This is a genomic window from Albimonas donghaensis (assembly GCF_900106695.1).
GTDB lineage: Bacteria > Pseudomonadota > Alphaproteobacteria > Rhodobacterales > Rhodobacteraceae > Albimonas > Albimonas donghaensis.
The window spans coordinates 1,376,415-1,396,107 of record NZ_FNMZ01000001.1; the positions used below are offsets into that span (position 1 = coordinate 1,376,415).

General features: G+C 72.3%; 13 protein-coding genes. 11 read left to right on the plus strand and 2 right to left on the minus strand.

All coding sequences use genetic code 11. From position 1 onward, the window contains the following. Positions 1 to 216 precede the first annotated feature (216 nt). The 4 genes from BLV24_RS05780 to mdoH all read left to right on the plus strand — a co-directional run bounded on the left by BLV24_RS05780 (position 217) and on the right by mdoH (position 7,426). A complete protein-coding gene (locus tag BLV24_RS05780) occupies positions 217 to 1,608 on the plus strand; it encodes an L-serine ammonia-lyase (protein ID WP_092680130.1) in 1,392 nt (463 codons plus the stop codon). A 327-nt stretch (positions 1,609 to 1,935) separates the two neighbouring features. Continuing rightward, positions 1,936 to 2,655: a TylF/MycF/NovP-related O-methyltransferase gene (locus BLV24_RS05785; protein ID WP_092680131.1), complete on the plus strand. Its 720-nt coding sequence runs from the start codon at positions 1,936 to 1,938 to the stop codon at positions 2,653 to 2,655. Between the two features lie 752 nt (positions 2,656 to 3,407). Continuing rightward, positions 3,408 to 5,153, plus strand: coding sequence for an OpgD/OpgG family glucan biosynthesis protein (locus BLV24_RS05790; protein WP_245710391.1), 1,746 nt, complete (start codon positions 3,408 to 3,410; stop codon positions 5,151 to 5,153). Continuing rightward, complete coding sequence (gene mdoH, locus BLV24_RS05795) at positions 5,150 to 7,426, plus strand: glucans biosynthesis glucosyltransferase MdoH (RefSeq protein WP_092680132.1); 2,277 nt, start codon at positions 5,150 to 5,152, stop codon at positions 7,424 to 7,426. The genes BLV24_RS05790 and mdoH overlap by 4 nt, the downstream gene beginning before the upstream one ends. Positions 7,427 to 7,433: 7 nt before the next feature. On the opposite strand, the gene BLV24_RS05800 is transcribed toward mdoH, so the two are convergent. Continuing rightward, positions 7,434 to 8,543 (minus strand): TAXI family TRAP transporter solute-binding subunit, encoded by a 1,110-nt coding sequence (locus tag BLV24_RS05800; protein WP_092680133.1) that lies wholly within the window; start codon positions 8,541 to 8,543, stop codon positions 7,434 to 7,436. Positions 8,544 to 8,959: 416 nt separating this feature from the next. Between BLV24_RS05800 and BLV24_RS05805 the strand changes: the two genes are divergently transcribed. Then, entirely contained in the window at positions 8,960 to 11,467 is a 2,508-nt protein-coding gene (locus BLV24_RS05805; RefSeq protein WP_176954635.1) for a cation:proton antiporter, read from the plus strand. A 78-nt stretch (positions 11,468 to 11,545) separates the two neighbouring features. Here the strand turns inward: BLV24_RS05805 and BLV24_RS05810 are convergent, their stop codons facing one another. Further along, the gene (locus tag BLV24_RS05810) at positions 11,546 to 12,256 is read right to left on the minus strand and encodes a GntR family transcriptional regulator (RefSeq protein WP_092680135.1); all 711 of its coding nucleotides are present in this window, start codon (positions 12,254 to 12,256) and stop codon (positions 11,546 to 11,548) included. 347 nt (positions 12,257 to 12,603) lie between these two features. Here BLV24_RS05810 and BLV24_RS05815 point away from each other — a divergent pair, with 347 nt between their 5' ends. The 6 genes from BLV24_RS05815 to BLV24_RS05840 all read left to right on the plus strand — a co-directional run bounded on the left by BLV24_RS05815 (position 12,604) and on the right by BLV24_RS05840 (position 19,686). Then, the gene (locus tag BLV24_RS05815) at positions 12,604 to 13,374 is read left to right on the plus strand and encodes a class II aldolase/adducin family protein (RefSeq protein WP_092680136.1); all 771 of its coding nucleotides are present in this window, start codon (positions 12,604 to 12,606) and stop codon (positions 13,372 to 13,374) included. Position 13,375: 1 nt separating this feature from the next. Beyond that, a complete protein-coding gene (locus BLV24_RS05820; RefSeq protein ID WP_092680137.1) occupies positions 13,376 to 14,356 on the plus strand; it encodes an NAD(P)-dependent oxidoreductase in 981 nt (326 codons plus the stop codon). A gap of 113 nt (positions 14,357 to 14,469) precedes the next feature. Further along, positions 14,470 to 16,128, plus strand: coding sequence for an amidohydrolase (locus BLV24_RS05825; RefSeq protein ID WP_092680138.1), 1,659 nt, complete (start codon positions 14,470 to 14,472; stop codon positions 16,126 to 16,128). Continuing rightward, positions 16,125 to 17,063, plus strand: a complete 939-nt coding sequence (locus BLV24_RS05830; protein ID WP_092680139.1) for an ABC transporter permease — start codon at positions 16,125 to 16,127, stop codon at positions 17,061 to 17,063. Before BLV24_RS05825 ends, BLV24_RS05830 begins: the two co-directional genes overlap by 4 nt. Further along, positions 17,060 to 17,998, plus strand: coding sequence for an ABC transporter permease (locus BLV24_RS05835; protein ID WP_218133339.1), 939 nt, complete (start codon positions 17,060 to 17,062; stop codon positions 17,996 to 17,998). Before BLV24_RS05830 ends, BLV24_RS05835 begins: the two co-directional genes overlap by 4 nt. Before the next feature lie 101 nt (positions 17,999 to 18,099). Further along, entirely contained in the window at positions 18,100 to 19,686 is a 1,587-nt protein-coding gene (locus tag BLV24_RS05840) for an ABC transporter substrate-binding protein (protein WP_092680140.1), read from the plus strand. Positions 19,687 to 19,693: the final 7 nt, after the last annotated feature.

Consider the following 19,693-nt stretch of genomic DNA (forward strand, 5'->3'; position numbering starts at 1 on the left):
GCCGGATCCCCAGGGCGCGCCTGACCGGAGACGCCGCCTTCCGGTCCCGCGCCCTGTCGCGCCGCCCCCGGCTCGCTCCAAGCTCGCCCTGGCTCGTTTTACGCGACGCCCTCCGCGCGCCCGGCCCGCCCGGGCAGCGCACGGCGCGTCGCGAACCGCATCCGCGGCGCCGCTCCCGCCATTGCGCGGCGCCTGCGAAACGGCGAGGGTCGGCACATGGACCTCGGCGTTTTCGATATTTTCAAGATCGGCGTCGGCCCCTCGAGCTCCCACACCATGGGACCGATGCTGGCCGCCGCGCGATTCCTCGACGCCCTGCGGGACGGGCGCGACCGCATTCCCGGCGCCGGCCCCCCGGCCCGGCTGGAGACCCGGCTGCACGGGTCGCTCGCCTTCACCGGCAAGGGCCACGCCACCGACCGCGCGGTGCTGCTGGGGCTGCTGGGCTTCGCCCCCGCCACGCTGGACCCCGACAGGGCGGACGCGGCGCTGGCCGAACTGGCCGCCACCAGGCTGGCCCGGCCCGAGGGGCTGCCGCCGCTGAGCCTCGACCCGGACGCGGACGTGATCTTCGACTACGGCCCCGCCCTGCCCCATCACGCCAACGGCATGGTGATCTCGGCCCATGACGCGCTGGGCGAGCTGCACATGACCGAGACCTATTACTCGGTCGGCGGCGGCTTCGTGGTCACGGCGCGGGAGTTCGAGCAGGGCGCGGCGGGAGCGCCGCCCCCGCCCCCGCCGCATCCCTACGCCAACATGGCCGAGCTTCTGGCGCGGGGGCGGGAGACGGGACTTTCCATCGCGCGCATGGCGCGGGCCAATGCCGACGCGCGCTACGGCCCCGCCGCGCTGGACCGGGAGCTGGACCGGCTGTGGGAAGCGATGTCGAGCTGCATCGACCGGGGGCTGGGCCAGGAGGGGGAGCTGCCCGGCGGGCTGCGCGTGCGGCGCCGGGCGAAGACCATGCGCGACCAGCTGGAGGCCGAGCGCGGGATCAACGTGCCGGGACTGGGGACGGCCTCGGACTGGCTGGCCTGCTACGCGATGGCGGTGAACGAGGAGAACGCGGCGGGCGGGCGCGTGGTGACCGCGCCCACCAACGGGGCGGCGGGCGTGCTGCCTGCGGTCACGCGCTGGTATGTGGACCACGCCCCCGGCGCCCGGCGCGAGACGGTGCGCGACATGCTGCTGGTGGCCGGCGCGGTGGGCGCGATCATCAAGACCAACGCCTCGATCTCGGGCGCCGAGGTGGGGTGCCAGGGGGAGGTCGGCGCGGCCTCGGCGATGGCGGCGGCGGCGCTGTGCTCGGCGCTGGGCGGGACCGACGCGCAGGTGGAGAACGCCGCCGAAATCGCGCTGGAGCACCATCTGGGCATGACCTGCGACCCGATCCGCGGGCTGGTGCAGGCGCCCTGCATCGAGCGCAACGCGATGGGCGCGGTGAAGGCGGCGGCGGCGGCCTCGCTGGCGCTGCGGGGGGATGGCGCGCATCTGGTGCCGCTGGACGCCTGCATCGAGACCATGCGCCAGACCGGGCGCGACATGGACGAGCGCTACAAGGAGACCTCGCGCGGGGGGCTGGCGGTGAACCTGCCCCAGTGTTGAGGCGGGGCTGAGACGGGGCTGAAACGGGGTTGAGACGGGGCGCGCGATCGCGGCGTCGCGGATGAACGCCCGGCGCGCCCCCTGCGGGCGGCCGTCGCCCGCAGGAGGATGCCGGCCGAGACGCGCGGGGACCGATACCGACCCGGTCCGGACCGGCCTTTCCCGGCGAGGCGACGGCGGACGTCCTTCGCGAGGGCCCGCCGCCCCGCGGGGGAGGCCCTCGGCCGAGTCCCCGAAAAGAAAGGGGTCCGGAGAAGAGGGGTTAAGGCCGGCGCCCGAACCGGCTAGGCTGCGCCCAGCCCGCATTCCGCGAACGGACACCGCTTGATGACCTCCACGCCGCCCGCCTCGGCCGACCCCGCGCCCGCCAATCCCGTCGACCTGATCTCGGAGCGCGCCAAGGCGGTGCGCGCGGCCCGGCTGACCTATCTCTCGCCCGCCAAGCTGCTGCGAATCGAGCGCCTGCTGGCCGAGATCCGCGACGCCCGCGTGCCCGGCGCCCTGCTGGAATTCGGCGTGGCGCTCGGCGGCTCCGCCATCCTGATCGCCGACGAGGCCGACCCCGAGCGGCCCTTTCACGGCTTCGACGTGTTCTCGATGATCCCCGAGCCGACCTCCGCGAAGGACGACGACAAGTCCCGCGAGCGCTATGCGGTCATCCGCTCGGGCGCCTCCAAGGGGATCGGCGGGGGGGAGGACTATTACGGCTATCGCGACGATCTCCACGGCGACGTGCTGCGCAGCTTCGCCGACTTCGGGCTGGACCCGGAGGCGGCGTGGATCCGCTTTCATGTCGGGTTGTTCGAGGACACGCTGCCGGGGGTCGAGACCGGCCCCGTCGCCTTCGCCCATGTGGATTGCGACTGGTACGATCCGGTCACGCTGTGCCTGGGCTGGCTGCGCGACCGGATGAGCCCGGGGGGCGCGATCATCCTGGACGATTACCACGACTACGGCGGCGCGCGGACGGCGACGGACGAGTTCATCGCCGCCCATCCCGGCTTCGCCTTCGAGCCCGGCCCCAACCCGGTGATCCGCAAGCTCTGACCCCCGGCGCCGGCCGGAGCGGCGTTGCGGCGACGGCGAACGCCGCGTCATGCCGCGTTGCGGCGCGAAAGCCCCGGCGCCGCCGCCTTGCCGCCACCTTGAGGCCCCGTTTGCGCGCGCGGATTGACAGGCACGCCGCGGAGACGGGGTTCCGGCGTGCGCGGAACGTCGCAGCCCTCTCTCTTGGGCTCGGACGCGCTAGCTCAACCCCGTGGCGGCGCTATGAGAGGCGAAGGACCCGACCGTTCGCGACGCGCCGGGTCCGCGTCCGACGTCGCCCGGACCCGTTCTCGACGGGAGGGCCGGCGATCCGGGCGCGCCTCTCCCCCACCGCCAGCCGAGCGCCCGTTCCGGGCGTGCCGGGACGGCCCAGACCAGGAGCGTGACGACGTGCGGATCCTCGCCCCCATGAGCGCCCAGGCGAAGGCGCCCGTCGCGGCCCGCCCCGGCGCGGCGAGCCCCGTCGCGATAGGTCCCGCCGCGATAGGCCCCGGCGCGATAAGCCCCGACGCGACGGGCCCCGACGCGACGAACCCCGGCCGCCTGCCGCCCTTCGCCGCCCCGCGGGGCGGGGCGGATGCGCTTCGGGTCCGCCGAAACGGCGTCCGCGGCGAGGCCGGACGCCTCCGGTCGGGCCGACGGATGTCGCCCCCTCTCTCCGGCCGCGCGCAGGACGCGCGGTCCGGCTTCCACCCAGGGACACGGCCGCCCCCGCGGCCGCAGGCCCACGCATGACGGAGACCACGCCCCCGATGCCCCGCGACATGAGCCCGGACCGCGCCCCGGACGCGACCGCCCGTCGCCGTCACCCCGACGCGACGGCCCCTTCCCCCACGCCGTCCTCCCCGGCAGCGCTTCGCGATGCGGCACAGTCCGGAACGCCGCCGTCCCCCGCGGCGCCCACGGCGGCCCCGCTCGACCGTCGGCGCTTCATCCTCGCCGCCTCCGCCGGCGGCGCGCTGGGGGCGGGCTGGATCGCCTCGCCCTTTCCCGCCGCCGCCCAGGACACGACCCAGGCCCAGGGCGACCCGACCCCGCCCGCCGCGCCCGCCTTCGGATTCGAAACCGTGCTCCAGGCCGCCCGCGACCGGGCGCGCGAAAGCCACCAGAACCGTCGCCAGACCCTGTCGGGCGTGTTCTCGGACCTCGACTACGACGCCTACCGCGCCATCCGCTACCGCGAGGATCACCGGATCTGGCGGGGCGAGGGGCTGGGCTTCGAGATCGACCTGATGCCCCCGGGCGCGATCTATCGCGACGTGGTCGACATCGCGGTGGTCGAGGACGGCGCGGTCCGGCCGCTGCCTTTCGACCCTTCCGCCCTGCATTTCGACGAGGCCCGCTTCGGCCTGCCCGACGGCCGCGCGCCCGAGGGCGCGGCCGAGGGCCACGCCTGGACCGGCTTCCGCCTGCGCTATCCCATCAACCGCCCGGAGATGCATGACGAGATCTCGGTCTTCCAGGGCGCGAGCTTTTTCCGCGGCATCGGGCGCGACCAGATCTTCGGGCTCTCGGCCCGGGCGCTGGCGATCAACACCGGCGCCCCCGGCGGCGAGGAATTCCCGGTCTTCACCCGGTTCTGGCTGCATCGCCCGTCGCGCAACGCCACCGAGTTCAAGCTGCACGCCCTGCTGGAGAGCCAGTCGGTCGTGGGCGCCTACGAGTTCCTGGTGCGTCCGGGGGCGGAGACGGTGGTCGACGTCCGCTCCACCCTGATCCCGCGGGTGGAGCTGACCCAGGTGGGGATCGCGCCGCTGACCTCGATGTATTTCTTCGGGGCGAAGGAGCGTGGGCGCGTCGACGACTATCGCGACGCGGTGCATGATTCGATGGGCCTGCAGATGCTCACCGGCCATGGCGAGCGGCTGTGGCGGCCGCTGGCCAATCCCGTGACGCTCCAGCTTTCGGCCTTCCAGGACGTGAACCCGCGGGGCTACGGGCTGGTGCAGCGTCGCCGCGCCTTCGAGGACTACCAGGACGCCGAGGCGCGCTACGAGAAACGCCCCTCGGCCTGGGTCACGCCGCTCGACGAATGGGGCGAGGGCGACACGATGCTGGTGGAGATCCCCACCGACAGCGAGTTCAACGACAACATCGTCTCGTTCTGGCGGCCCCGCGGGGCGCTGGCGGCGGAGCGCGAGCATCCGTTCGCCTACCGGCTTTACTGGTGCGCGCTGCCGCCCGACGAGGCGCCCTCGGCGCGGGTGCGGGAGACGCGGGCCGGGCGCTCGGTGAACGAGGGCGAGCGGCGGATGCTGGTGGTCGATTTCGACATCGGCGAGCGTCCGATCGGCGCGCTGCGGGCGCGGGCCGAGACCTCGGCCGGCAGGATCATGCATCTCAACCTGCGCTCCCTGCCCCGGACGGGGGTGGCGCGGGTGGTGATCGGCTTCAACCCGCCCGACGCGGGCGGGGCGGAATTCCGCCTGCAGCTGGTGAAGGCCGAGGGCGGGGAGCCGGTGTCGGAGACCTGGCTTTACCGCTGGACGCCGGCATGAGCGGGGTCGGCGCCGCCTCCCCGTCCCCGTCCCCGGCCCCGTCCCCGGCGCCCCGGTCGCCCCGGACGGGGGGCGGCGACGCGCCGGACCGGCCGGTTCCGGGAGAGGACCGGCTGCGCATGGTCCCGCAGGATCTGGGCCGCGTCCCGCCGCGGGGCCGGTTCGCCTGGCCCGGCCGGCGGGTGCTGGCGGCGCGCGCGCTGTCGCTGGGCGGCGCGCTGGCGGTGACGTGGATCGGCGCCGACCAGATGATGCAGGCCTTCGAATCCGACCGCATCAGCGCGCTGCAGATGGCGCTGCGCTTCCTGTTCGTGCTGACCTTCGGCTGGATCGCCTTTCCCGCCTGCGCCGCGCTGGCGGGGCTGCTGCTGACCCCGCGCCCCCCGAAAACCGACCCCGAGGCGCCCCTGACCGCGCGCACCGCCATCGTCATGCCGGTCTACAACGAGGACGCGGCCGAGGTGATGGGCGCGCTCGCCGCCATGGGGCGGGGGCTGGCGGCGCTCGGCCATGCGGATGATTTCGAGATCTTCGTCATCTCCGACACCCGCGACGCCGACGCCTGGAGCCGGGAGACCACCGCCTTCGCCGCGCTGCGCGAGGCGCTGGGCGACCCGGCCTCGGGCGGGATGGCGGCGTGGTATCGGCGGCGCACGCTCAACACCGGGCGCAAGGCCGGCAACGTGCAGGATTTCGTCGAGCGCTGGGGCGGGCGCTATGACTTCATGCTGGTGCTGGACGCCGACAGCCTGATGCTGCCCGAGACCATCCTGGAGATGGTGCGCCGGATGCAGGCGGCGCCGCGGCTGGGCCTGTTGCAGACCACCCCGGCGCTGACCGGGGCCGAGACGCCCTTCGCCAAGCTGCAGGAATTCGCCGGCGGGCTTTACGGCCCGGTGGTGGCGCGCGGGGTGTCGGCCTGGCAGGGCGACGACGGCAATTTCTGGGGCCATAACGCGGTGATCCGCGTGCAGGCCTTCGCCGACAGCGCCGGCCTGCCTGAGCTGCCCGGCCGCAAGCCCTTCGGCGGCCATGTGATGAGCCATGATTTCGTCGAGGCCGCCCTGCTGCGCCGCGCCGGCTGGGACGTGCGCATGGACCCCGACCTGGAGGGAAGCTGGGAGGGGCTGCCGCAATCGCTCTCGGCCTTTTCGGTGCGCGACCGGCGCTGGGCGCAGGGCAATCTGCAACATGCCGCGGTGATCGGCGCCCGGGGGCTGCGCTGGCCCAACCGGCTGCATATGGCGATCGGCATCGGGTCCTATCTCGCCTCGCCGGTCTGGCTGCTGATGCTGCTGGTGGGGCTCGCGATCACGGTGCAGGCGTCGTGGTATCGGCCGGAATATTTTCCGGCGACTTTCCAGCTTTTCCCTTCCTGGCCGCGTTTCGACGCGATCCGGATGACCTGGCTGTTCGTGGGCGCGATGGGGGTGCTGCTGCTGCCCAAGTTCATCGGGCTGGGGCGGGCGCTGGCCAGCGGCTCGATCCGCCGCCGATACGGGGGCGGGCTGCGGGTCACGGCGGGCGCGGTGGTGGAGCTGCTGCTCTCCGCGCTGATCGCGCCGGTGATGATGCTGATGCAGAGCCGGCATGTGGTCGACATTCTTCTGGGGCGGGATTCGGGGTGGAACCCGCAGACCCGCGACGGCGTCGCCCCGCCCTGGCGCGAGGCGATCGCCGACCATGCCGGCCATGCGGCGGCGGGCGCGCTGCTGGCCGCGGCCCTGCTGGTGACCCAGCCCGAGGTGCTGATCTGGCTGTCGCCGGTGGTGGCGGGGCTGCTGCTGGCGCCGATCCTGTCGCGCCTGGGCGCCGATCCCCGGGTCGGCGCGGGCTTCGCCCGGATCGGCCTGCTGGACACGCCCGAGGCCCGCGCGCCGCATCCGCTCTGGGCCCAGGCCGAAGCGGCGGCGGAGCGCATCCGCCGCAACGGGGCCGAGGGGCTGTCGGATCTCGCCGCCAACCCGGTGCTGGCGGAGGCGCATCTGGCGGCGCTGGCCGGGCCCGCGCCCTCGGCCGCCGAGGACGAGTCCCGCCATCTCGCCGCCCTGACCGCGCGCGCCAAGATCGAGGCGGCGCGGGATTCGGGTCAGGCGCTGGGCTGGCTGACCGCGCCCGAGCGGGTGGAGCTCGCCGCGCGTCCGGAACTGCTGGAGGCGCTGGCCGCCCGTCCCGCGCCCCTGCCCGCTCCCTCGCCCGCCCCGTCCCCGCGCCGCAAGCCGCGGGGGACCGGGGCCGGAGGCGGGACGAAGCGCGGCGGCGGCGACGCGTGAGCCGGGGTCAGAGCCAGCCGCGCTCCCGATAATAGGTCTCCGCCCCCGGATGCAGGGGGGCGTGCAGGCCGTCGCGGATCATTTCGGCGGCGTCGAGCCCGGCCAGCGCCGGGTGCAGGCGGTTGAAGCGATCGAAATTGGCGAAGATCGCGCGGGTGAGCCGCCGCACCACCGCCGGGTCGATGTCGGCGGTGGTGACCAGCGTCGCGCGCAGCCCGAAGCTGGGCACAGGGTCGGGCGCGCCGCGATAGACCTTGCCGGGGATCTCGGCGCGGGCGTAGCCGGAGGGGCCCGCGATCAGCTGCTCCGCCCACCAGCCCCGCGCGGGCAGCAGCCGGGCCTCGGTCGCGGCCATGGCGGCGCGGGTGCCGGCATTGGGATGGCCGACCATGTCGACCACCGCGTCCAGCGTGCCGCGGGCCAGCGCCGCGGCGCGGGCCCGGGCGTCGAGCTGGCTGATCTCGGCGAAATCGGCCAGCGAGCGGCCCCGCGCCGCCATCGCCGCGGCCAGCGTGGCGCGCCGGCCGGAGCCCGCGGCGCCCACATCCACCCGCATCCCGCGCAGGTCTTCCAGCCGGGTCGCGCGGGTGGCGTCGCGGGCGACCAGGGTGAACACCTCGCGGTGCAGCGACAGGACCGAACGCAGGCGCCCGAAGCCGCGCTGATCGAACCGGCCGAGCCCGGCCCAGGCCTCGCGCTGCCAGTCGGACTGCACCAGCGCGAACTGGAACTGGCCGCCGCGCAGCCCTTCGAGATTCTCGATGGAGCCGGAGGTGGCGGGCGCTTCGCAGGTCAGCGGGGCGGCGTTGGAGGCGGTGGCGTTGGAGGCGGGGGCGTTGGAGGCGGGGGCGGAGGCGGCCTCCCGGTCGCGGGAGACGAAGCGGCAGATGGCCTGGCCGATGGCGTAGTAGACCCCGTCCGGATCGCCGGAGCCGATGACCAGCGCGCCGGGGCGCGGGGCCACGTCCGCCTCGTCGGCCCGCGCGCGACCGGGGCCGAGCGCCAGCGCCGCGGCGCCGATGCCCAGACCCATACCCAGTCCCAGACCCAGCCCCAGACCCAGCGCCTTGCGCCGGTCGATCTCCGCCCGATGCCCCGGAGCGTCGCGCCCGCTCATCCGCCATCTCCGAATCCATTGCGCGTCCGGCGTCGCGCCCGGGCGACGCCGCGCGGCCTCCGCCGGAAGCGCAGACGCTAGCCTTCGGTCGTGGGGCCGGCAAGCCGCGCTCCGGGCGCGCGCGGGCGGGCGGACCCGGTCGGGGCGCACGATCTCGCGAGCCTGGGCCGCGCCGGGGTCGCGAGCCGGGGTTGCGAGGCGGGGTTGCGAAGCGGGGCGCGCGATACGACGAGGAGGGGCGGTTGCGCGCGACCGATGCGCCGTCGAGTATGGCAAGCCGGCGGGGCGCGGGCCTATATTGCGCGGGAGGGGCCGGCGGAACGCGCCCCACCCCGCCCCGCCCAAATCGACTCGTCCCGGCCCGGCCCGGCCAGCCCCCCGGGCTTTCCCGCCCCCGACCCCGAAGGACCGCCCGCTTGGAGATCGTCGTCTTCGCCGTCGCCGCCTTCGCGCTGCTTCTGGCCATCGCCGCCTTCGCCGCGCCCGCGGCCCGGGCCTCCGGCCTGCCGCTGCCGGTGGTGGTCGCCTCGCTGGGGCTCGCCTACGGGGTCGCGACCTCGGGCTTCGGGCTGGACGTCTCGGGGGGGGCGCTGGACAGCTACGACCTGTGGTTTCTCGACCAGATGGCGCTCGACAGCTCCAGCCTGCTGCACGTGTTCCTGCCGCCGCTGCTTTACGAGATGGCGCTGTCGGTCAACACCCGCCGCCTGCTGGAGGACTGGGTGGTGGTCATGGTCATGGCCGTGGTCGCCGTCGCCGCCGCCACCGCCGCGGTGGGGCTGTCGGTATGGGGGGCGTCCTCGATCGGGATCATCGCGGCGCTGATGCTGGGCGCGGCGGTGGCCACCACCGACCCCGCCGCCGTCATCGGCACCTTCCGCGAGATCGGCGCCCCCCGCCGGCTGGTGGTGCTGCTGGAGGGCGAGAGCCTGCTCAACGACGCGGCCGCCATCGCCATCTTCTCCGCCCTGCTGGCCGCGGCGACGGCGGCGGCGGCGGGGCCGCTCGACGTCGCTTCGGACTTCGCCTGGGGGTTCTCGGTGGGCGCGGCGACCGGGCTGGGGGCGAGCTTCGCGGCCTCGCGCGCCTTCGCGCTGCTGGGGCGCTCGGCGGTGGCGGAGGCGTCGCTGACCGTGGCGCTGGCCTATGGCGCCTATCTGCTGGCGGAGCAGGGATTCGGCGCCTCGGGCGTGGTGGCGGTGGTCTTCGCGGGGCTCGCCACCGGCTCGCAGGGGTTCATCCGCATGGGGCCGGGCAACTGGGCGACGGTGCGCGCGGTGTGGAGCCAGATCGGCTTCTGGGGCAACGTGCTGATCCTGCTGATCGCCGCGGCCCTGACGCCGGGTCTGCTGCTGTCGCTGGACGCGCGGGACGCGGCGCTGGTCCCGCTGGTCTATGTCGCGGCGCTGGCGGCCCGCGCGCTGCTGCTGTTCGCGGTCCTGCCGGGGCTGGCGGCGGCGGGGCTGACCGCGCCGCTGTCGCGACCGCGCCGGATCCTGCTGCTGTGGGGCGGGGTGCGCGGGGCGGTGACGCTGGTGCTGGCCCTGTCGCTGACCGAGCTGATCGCGCTGGGCGAGGATTCGGCCCGCGTCGGCGCCATCGCCGCGGGCTACGCGCTGATGACCCTGCTGATCAACGCCCCGACCCTGGCGCTGGTGACGCGACGGCTGGGGCTGGACGCGCTGACGCCGGCCGATCTCGCGCTGCGGGAGCGGATCGTGGCGGGGTCCTTCGCGCGGGTGCGGCGGGTGGTGGCCAACCTGGCGGCGGAACGCGACCTGGACCCGGACATGGTGGCCTCGGTGCAGGAAAGCCTCGACGCCCAGGCGCGCGAGGCCGCGGCCCATGCCGACACCGAGGCGCGGGGCGAGCGCATCCCCTTCGGCGAGCGGCTGCGGCTGGGGCTGGCGATCCTGTCGGGCCAGGAATCGCGCCTGGTGCGCCGGGCCTTCGAGGAAGGCGCCATCGGCCCCCGCGCCACGCTGCATCTGCGCCTGACCGCGGACCGGCTGGCGGATGCGGCGCGGATCGGCGGGCGCGAAGGCTACGAGGCCGCCGCCGACGCCGCGCTGACCGCCGCGCGCCGGCGCCGGGTCGCGGCCTTCCTGCATCGGCGCCTGCGCTGGGACCGGCCGCTGCGCGAGGCGATCGAGCTGGATCTCACCGCGCTGACCGAGACCGAACGGCTCCTGCGCGAGCTCGACCGCTTCGCCGAGACCACGGTCACGCCGATGATCGGGGGCGACGCCACCGCCAATCTCCGCCTTCTGCTCGCCGACCGGCTGGCGGATGTGCGCGCGGCGCTGGACGGGCTGGAGGCGCAGTATCCGGATTACACCGCCGCCATGGACCGGCTGCTGCTGGCCCGCGCCGCGATGCGGCGGGAACGCCAGCAGGTGGAGCGGCTGCACCATGACGGCGTCATCGGGCCGGAGCTGTTCAACGACCTCTCACGCGATCTGGACAGCCGCGACCGCAGGCTGGGCCGGCCGCCGCGGCTCGACCTGGCGCTTTCGGCGCGCGAGCTGGTGGACCGCACGCCGCTGTTCGAAAGCCTGACGCCCGAGCAGAAGGCCCGGCTGGCGCGCCTGCTGCGCCCGCGTTTCTCGACGCCGGGAGAGGTGGTGCTGGAGGAAGGGACCCGCGGCGACCACCTGTTCATCGTCGCCTCCGGCGCGCTGGAGGCGCAGGGGGCGGGGCGCGTCACGCCGCTGGCCAACGGGGATTTCTTCGGGGAGATCGCGCTGTTCGCCCCGGCGAGGCGGCGGCGCACGCGGGTGGTGTCGCGCGGCTATTGCCGGCTGCTGACCCTGTCGCGGCGGGATTTCCAGCGCCTGCTGGACAAGGAGCCGGAGGCCGAAAGCCTGATCCGCGGCGCCGCCAAGCGCCAGTTCGACCTGGGATTCGGCCAGACTCGGGGCTGACGCGGGGCTGACGCGGGGCGCCTTCGGCTGCGGGGGGGAGCTGCGGGGGGGGGAAGGCGGCGCGGCCCGGCGCGGGGGTCAGTCCCCCGGGGCTTCGGCCGCGTCGCGGTAAAGCCGCACCACGTGGATGCGGGCGTCTTCGAGATGCTCGCGCAGCTCGGTCTTCAGGCGTTCGGCGTCGCGGTCGCGGATCGCCTCCATCAACGGCTCATGGGTGCCGGCCAGCGTCACCGGGTCGTTGTAGAGCCGCCCGACGATGGCGATGCCGGCGCGCAGTTCGGTCGAGATGTGGTCGAACAGCTTCACGATGCGCCGGTTGCCGCCGATCTCGCACAGCATGCGGTGAAAGGCGTAGTCCTCCACCACCAGCTCCTGCGCCTGCCCGGCCTCGGCCAGCTTGTGCAGCAGCGCCACCTGCGCGGTCAGCCGGGCGACGTCGGCCTCGGTGATCCGGGCCATGGCGGTTTCGGCGGCGTGCAGCTCCAGCGCTTCGCGCAGGTCGTAGATGTCGGCCAGCTCGTCCGCGTCATAGGCGTGGACGAAAAAGCCGCGGCGGGGATGCGAGACGATCAGGCCCTGGGATTCCAGCAGGCGCAGCGCCTCGCGCGCCGGGGCGCGGGAGGTGCCGAGTTCACGGGCCAGCTTGGCCTCCGCCACCTTGGCGCCCGGACGCAGGCGGCCGTCGCCGATGGCGCGCACCACCTGGTCGGCGATACGGGTGACCAGGTCGTCGCTTTGCAGCGCCTGAAATGTGGTCGACGGCGGCGCCGCAGCATCGTCGTTAAGCATGTTCGGCCGATTCCCCCCACGATCCCGCAGGATTTAACACAATTCCGCAGCGGCGCCCCCGACGCGGCCCCTGGAAACCGGCCCGCGTCACAGTGGCGTCCAAGCGCCTGCCACCTGTCAGGCGCCTGCCGCGCGCTGCGTTTTAGGTGATCCGAAAAATAGCCGACTGTCGACAGTTGATTTGTCCAGATTTTCGCCGCAGTCTTCGCTGCGACGCAATAGAATCGCCTGTCCCGCCGGGCAGGTCCAGCCCTTCGTCTCCGTGACCCGGGGACGCCCGACCCTGTTCCGCCGGATCGACGGCGCGGACGGACCAAGCTCGCCAGACCCGCCCGCAAGGAGCCCGCATGACCCTGCACAGCCAGTTCTCGGCCGATCTGCCCGCCGAGCGCGTGCACCTCGCCGCCGCCTATCGCCTGATCGCCGAATTCGGCATGGACGACAGCATCTTCACCCATATCTCGGCCCGCGCCCCGGCCGAGGAGGGCGAGCACGCCTTCCTGATCAACCCCTACGGGCTGCGCTTCGATGAGGTCACCGCCTCCAACCTGGTGACGGTGGATATCGACGGCGAGATCCTGCGCGACGAATACGGCGCCGGGATCAACAAGGCCGGCTACACCATCCACTCCGCCGTCCACAAGGCCCGCCCGGACGTGCATTGCGTGCTGCACACCCACACGGTGGCCGGCGTCGCGGTGAGCTCGCTGGAGGAGGGGATCCTGCCGCTCAACCAGTGGTCGCTGGAGTTCCACAACCGCGTGGCCTTCCACGACTACGAGGGCATCGCGCTGAACCTCGAGGAGCGCGAGCGCCTGATCGCCGATCTGGGCGACAAGAACATCATGATCCTGCGCAATCACGGCATGATGACCTGCGGGCGCAGCGTGGGCGAGGCCTTCTCGGCCGCCTTCAACCTGGAGCGCGCCTGCAAGGCCCAGCTCGCCATCATGGGGTCGGGCATGACGCCCCGCTTCGTGGGCGAGGAGCTGGCCGAGTTCACCGCCCGCCAGAGCGAATCCTGGGGCGACAAGCAGGCCGCGTCGGGCAAGCCGGACCCGGAATGGGAGGCCTATCTGCGCTTCATCAAGAAGCGCCAGCCGGACTTCGACGTCTGAGATGAACGCGCCCCTGCCCCTCCAGCCGACGCCAGAGGCGGCCGCCCGGCCCGCCACGGTCGTGTGCCTCTCGGTTCCCTTCGACCTGAAGAAGATCTTCGGCGGGCTCGATGACGCCCGGCTCGTGCTGCGCGATCCCGAAGAGATCGAGCGGCCCGAGGACGTGACCGCCGCCCTGTGCTGGAACCCGGCCGACGACGCGTTCGACCGCTTCCCCAACATCCGCCTCGCCGCGTCCATCGCGGCGGGGGTGGACGGGATCCTCGCCTGCCCCTCCCTGCCCGCCGGGGCGGTGGTGACGCGGGTGCGCGACGACGCCCAGGCCGACCTGATGGCCGGCTACGCGGCCTTCGCCGTGCTCTGGCATCACCGGCGCATGGGCGACTACGTGGCGAACCAGGCCGCGCGGAAATGGGTCCGGTCGTTCCGGCCCGCCGCCCCGGCCGCCGTGCCGGTGGGCGTGCTCGGCTACGGGCTGATGGGCCGGGCGGTCGCCCGCGCCGTCGCGGCGCTCGGTTTCCCGGTGATCGCCGCGGCGCGGTCGGGCGGAGAGGCCATGCCGGGGGTCGAGATCGTCTCCGGCCCCGGCGCCATCGAGACCGTCGCCGCCCGCGCCAAGATCCTGGTCAACGTGCTGCCCCTGACCGCCGAGACCCGCGACGTGCTGAACGCGGATCTCTTCGCGAAAATGCCCGAGGGCGCCGCGCTGGTGCAGATCGGGCGGGGCGAGCACATGGTCGAGGACGACTTCCTCGCGGCGCTGGACGCCGGGCGCATCGGCTCCGCCACGCTCGACGTGTTCCGTCAGGAGCCCCTGCCCGAAAATCACCCGTTCTGGACTCATCCGCGTATCATGATGACCCCGCACAAGGCCTCCGACACCTCGCGCGAGGAGACCATCCGCCAGCTCGGCCTCGCGCTCGACCAGCTCGAGGCGGGCCTCAGACCGGACGCGGCGGTGGATCGGGAGGCCGGCTACTGACGCTCTCCCGCCCCCCCGCCCGCGCCTGACCCGCGCGCCGTCCCACTCTCATCGAACGACCCCAAGGAGCCGCCCCACATGACCGCCTTCAACATCCGCCCGGAGCCCCGCGCATGACCGAAACCAACGCGGGCGTCCTCGCCGACAAGATCCTCGTCGGCGGCAAGATCTGGTGCGGGCTGGAGGAAGGCTTCGCCGAGGCGCTGGCCATCGCCGGCGACAAGGTGCTGGCCGCCGGGACCCGCGCCGAGATCGAGGCGATGGCCGGCGACAACACCGAGGTGATCGACCTGGGCGGCAAGCTCGCCACCCCCGGCCTGAACGACGCCCACATGCATCTGCACATGTACGGCTTCAACATGCGCCAGGTGGACCTGCGGGCCCGCGACGGCGTGCGCTCGGTCGAGGCGCTGCTGGACCGGATCAGGGAGGCCGCCGCCAACGCCGAGCCCGGCGCCTGGATCGTCGGCCGGGGCTATGACCACGACAAGCTGGCCGAGCAGCGCCACCCGCACCGCAAGGAGCTGGACGCCGCCGCCCCGGACAACCCGGTCTACATCGTGCGCGCCTGCGGCCATGTCGGCGTCGCCTCGACCCGCGCGCTCAAGATCGCCGAGATCGGCCACAACACCCCCGACCCGTTCGGCGGCACCATCGGCCGGGCCGAGGGCGAGCTGACCGGCTGGCTGGCCGAGACCGCCCGCGAGCCCGTGCATCGCGCCATGCCGGCGCCGACGGTGGACGACATCGTCGACAGCATCGAGTTCGCCGGGAAGAACCTGCTGAGCTACGGCATCACCTCGGTGATGGAGGCGGCCATCGGCATCCGCGACGGCATGGACGAAATGCGCGCCTATCAGAAGGCCCATGCCGCCGGCCGCATCCCGGTGCGGGTTGCGGGCGTCATCATGGGCGATCCGGAAAAGAACCTTCTGGATCAGTGCCATGAAGAGGGGCTGATCACCGGCGTCGGCGACGACATCTTCCGCATTGCGGGCGTGAAGCTGTTTCTCGACGGCTCCGCCGGCGGGCGCACGGCCTATATGAAGACCCCCTACGAGCCGACGGCCGAAGGCCAGCCGGACAATTACGGCCTGCAATGCCAGACCGCCGAGACCACCGAAGAGATCGTGATGAAGGCCCACAAGTGGGGCTACCAGGTGACCCCGCACGCCATCGGCGACGCAGCCATCGAGCAGATCCTGGTGGCCTATGAAAAGGCCCAGGAAGCGCATCCGGTCGAGGATCGCCGCCACCGTATCGAGCATTGCGGCTGGCTCAGCCCCTCGCAGATCGAGCGCATGGCCAAGCTGGGCGTGATCCCCGGCCCGCAGCCGACCTTCATCTACTTTTTCGGCGACGGCTACGAGGCCTGCCTGGGCAAGGAGCGTCCGCAGTTCTGCTACCCGATGAAGGCGTTCATGGAGGCGGGCGTGCACCCGTCGGCCTCCACCGACTGCCCGGTCTGCGACATCGACCCGTTCGCCAACATCTACGCCATGGTCACCCGCACCACCGACAGCGGCGTGGTGCTGGGCGCGGACCAGCGGCTGACCGTCGCCGAGGCCCTGCACTGCTACACCTATGAAAGCGCCTACGGCGTGCATGACGAGGCGCGCAAGGGCCGGCTGATCCCGGGCCAGTACGCCGATATCGCCGTGTTCTCGAAGGATTTCTTCGAGATCGACCCCAAGGAGATCCTGACCACGGTCTGCGAGATGTCGATGCTCGGCGGCGACGTGGTCTATCGCCGGGAGGACCCTTCCGCATGATTTCGACGATCATCGACCGCCTGCTGCTGTCGATTCCGGTGCTGCTGGGCGTGCTGCTGTTCGGCTTCCTGCTGCTGCAGCTCGTGCCCGGCGATCCGGCGCGCGTGGTGGCGGGGCCTTCGGCGGCGCCGGACGTGGTGGAGGCGCTGCGCGTCCAGATGGGGCTCGACCAGCCGATCCTGGTGCAGTTCTGGGCCTATATGGAGCGGATGTTCACGGGCGACCTCGGGCGCTCGATGATCTCCAACAAGGAAGTCACCGCTGAGCTCGCCGCCGCGATCGGCCCGACGGTGGAGCTGATGCTGGCCTGCATGATCTGGTCGATCCCGCTGGGGATCGCCATGGGCACGATGGCGGCGGTCAAGCGGGGCTCGATCGTCGACCGGGCGATCATGGCGATCTCGGTCGCGGGCGTGTCGCTGCCGATCTTCTTCGTGGGCCTGCTGGCGGTGCAGTATCTGGGCGTGCTGTGGCTCAACCTGCCCTTCATCGGCCGCGGCGGTCCGCTGTGGAGCTATGACGGGCTGAGGCACATGATCCTGCCGGCCCTGTCGCTGGGCGCGATCCTGGTCGGGCCGGTGGCGCGCATGACCCGGTCCTCGGTGCTGGAAGTGCTGAAGCTCGACCATGTGCGCACCGCGCGGGCCAAGGGCCTGTCGGAACGCTCGGTGATCCTGCGTCACGGGCTGCGCAACGCCCTGATCCCGGTGGTCACGCTGATCGGCCTTCAGGCCGGCTACCTGCTGGGCGGCGCGGTGGTGACCGAGACCATCTTCTCCTGGCCGGGAATCGGCCGGCTGGTGGTGGGCGCGATCCTGTCGTCGGACTTCACCGTGGCGCAGGGGGCGATCCTGGTGTTCGCGCTGGGCTTCATCGCCATCAACCTGATCGTCGACGTCCTTTATTCCCTGCTCGACCCGAGGGTTCGCAAATGACCATGGCCGCGACCGAAACCCCCGAGCCGAAGACCGAGACGGCCTCCGCCGCCACCCCGGCCGCGAAGCCCGAGGACGCGCCCCCCCCGCGCCGCGCCTCCTGGGGCCGCCGCCTGATGCGCGACCGCGCCGCGGTGGCGGCGCTGGGGACGCTGGCGATCATCTGCCTGGCGGCGCTGTTCGCGCCCCTGCTCGCCACGCATGATCCCTACGTCAACACCCGCTCGGTGATGACGCCCCCGGCCTGGCAGACCGGCGGGGACATCGCCTACCTGCTGGGCACCGACGGCCAGGGTCGGGACATCTTCTCCCGCCTGCTTTACGGGGCGCGGCTGACGCTGCTGATCGGGCTGATCTCGGTCGGGCTCGGCGGCTTCGTGGGCTCGATGATCGGGCTGCTGTCGGCCTTCTACCCGAAGATCGACGCCTGGCTGATGCGCTTCATGGACATGCTGCTGTCCTTCCCCGCCATCCTGCTGGGGCTCGCCCTGGTGGCGGTGATGGGCCAGGGCGCGGTGCCGGTGATCATCGCGCTGGCGATCTCGTCGGTGCCGGACTGCGCGCGCATCGCGCGGGGCATCGCCTCGGGCGTCATGAAGATGGAGTTCATCGAGGCCGGCCGCGCCGTGGGCCTGTCGGACGCGGCGCTGTTCCGTCGCTACCTGCTGCGCAACTGCATCTCCTCGATCATGATCTTCATCTCGCTCCGTTTCGGCCAGGTGATCCTGATCGGCGCGGCGCTGTCCTTTCTCGGCCTGGGCGCGCGTCCGCCGCTGGCCGAGCTCGGCATGATGGCGAGCCAGGGGCGGGACTTCCTGCTTTTCGCGCCGCATATCGCCGTGATCCCTTCCGTCGCGATCTTCGTCATCGTGCTCGCCGCCAACGTGGCAGGCGACGCGCTTCGCGACGTGCTCGACCCCCGCCTGCAGACCTGACCGCCGGGTCGGCAGGCAAACCCCGCGCGATCCCGCCGCAGAAGCGGGGCCGTTTATCACCCTGGACCATGACAATGATCCGACAAGGAGGGCTCCGTCCCATGAAAGTTTCCACCCGGACCCGCAACCGCCTCGGCCTCGGCGCGGCGCTGGCCGTGTCGCTGCCGGCGCTGGCCTCGGCCCAGACCGTGACCATCCTGCGCCAGCAGGACAGCAACAAGTACGACCCGCCCGCGATCACCGCGCTGTCGGGCTCCGAGGTCCTGTTCATGATGGGCGACACGCTGGTCGCGCTGAACGAGGACATGCAGACCATCGAGCCGCTGCTCGCCAAGTCCTGGGACGTCTCCGAGGACGGCAAGACCTACACCTTCCACATCAAGGAAGGCGTCAAGTTCTGCGACGGCAAGCCGATGACCGCCGAGGACATCGCCTATTCGATCAACCGCTGGATCTCGCCGGAGCTCAAGTCCGGCGTGGCGTGGCGCGCGGGCGACGTTAAAGAAGTGGTCGCGCTGGACGACTACACCCTGAAATACGAGCTCAACGCCCCCTATTCCGAGCTGCTCTACCAGCTGGCCCAGTCCTTCGGGACCGTGGTCGACAAGGAGAACGTCGAGGCGCTCGGCGCCGATTTCGGCGTGACCGGCTTCAACGGCACCGGCCCGTTCTGCTGGGAAAGCTGGGACCCGCGCAACGAAATGGTCCTGACCAAGCATGAGGGCTACAACTGGGGCCCGCCGATGTATGGCGAAGGCGCCGCCAAGGTCGACAAGGTGATCTGGAAGATCGTGCCGGAGGAATCCACCCGCACGGTGGCGCTGCTCACCGGCCAGGGCGACGTGTCCTACTACGTGCCCTATATCGGCCTGGGCAAGCTGCGCTCGATGCCCAACATCGAGGTCGTCCGCTCCGACGCCGCGTTCTGGACCAACTACATCGGCTTCAAGATCGACAAGCCGGGCGTGAGCGATCCGGCCGTGCGCGAGGCGATCAACCTGGCGGTCAACCGCGAGGCGATGGCCGAGGACATGTTCTTCAGCGAGGTCGACCCGGCCTATTCCTACGTCTCCAAGGGCGCGCTGGACTACAACGCCGAAGTCGATGCGCACCTGATCAAGTACGATCCGGACGCGGCGGTGAAGGTGCTGGAGGACGCCGGCTGGATGCTCAACGCCGACGGCGTGCGCGAGAAGGACGGCGTGACGCTCGAGCCGGTCATCTACACGTTCACCGGCGAATGGGCCAAGACCTCCGAGGCGGTGCAGGCGGACCTGCTGAAGGTCGGCATCAACATGCAGATCCAGCCCTATGACGCGACGGTCATCTGGGGCAAGCTCGCCACCCAGGAATTCGACATGTACACCATGGGCTTCCCCTATGTGTCGACCGGTGACGCGCTGAACCTGTACTTCCGTTCGGCCAACATCCCCTCGCCGAACCGGATGAACTGGGACGATCCCGAGACCGACAAGCTGCTCGCCGACGCCGCCGCCGCGACGACGGACGAGAAGCGCGCCTCCGACTACGGCGACGTGCTGCTGAAGGTGCAGAAGGCCGCCGTCTGGCTGCCGATCTACGAAAAGCCGATGCAGGTCGCCTACGTCAAGAACATGGCCCCGATCAAGCCGCACAACATCTACGGCGCCGGCCTCTACAAGGGCCTGCAGCTCGCGTTCACGGACTGATCCGACG